Source organism: Stenotrophomonas sp. A3_2 (assembly GCF_036624925.1).
In the GTDB taxonomy this organism is placed as follows: domain Bacteria; phylum Pseudomonadota; class Gammaproteobacteria; order Xanthomonadales; family Xanthomonadaceae; genus Stenotrophomonas; species Stenotrophomonas hibiscicola.
In genome coordinates this window covers 1-321 of sequence record NZ_JAZKVY010000313.1, presented here as the reverse complement: position 1 = coordinate 321, position 321 = coordinate 1, and the positions used below count along the sequence as shown (strand labels likewise).

General features: G+C 71.0%; 1 protein-coding gene. It reads right to left on the bottom strand.

Annotation, left to right across the window (positions count from 1 at the left end; translation table 11 throughout):
* The coding region (locus R5H29_RS14495; RefSeq protein ID WP_332329354.1) for a tyrosine-protein phosphatase at window positions 1-321 on the bottom strand (321 nt) is incomplete at both ends.

The following is a 321-nucleotide window of genomic DNA, read 5'->3' as shown; positions in this document are numbered from 1 at the left end:
TCAGCCGCGCGCGCAACGCCGCCCGCGCCGCGCGATCGAGCCCCAGCGCCTGCTCCAGATACGCCTCCGTGCCCCCATAGTTGCGGGAGATGGCGGCAAACGCGCTCTCCAGCAGAAGCGCGTTGGCGGAGAGCAGCGCCTCCTTCACCCCCTCCGGCAGCTCGAAATTGCGCGCGATCTCCCGGCGCCACAGGGCGTTGGTGGCGAGATAATCGGCCACCACGTGCTCCCAGGGCACCCCCAGCGCGGTCAGCAGAAGCGCCGCGCCGAAGCCGGTGCGGTCCTTGCCGGCCGAGCAATGGAACAGCAGCGGCAGGTTGG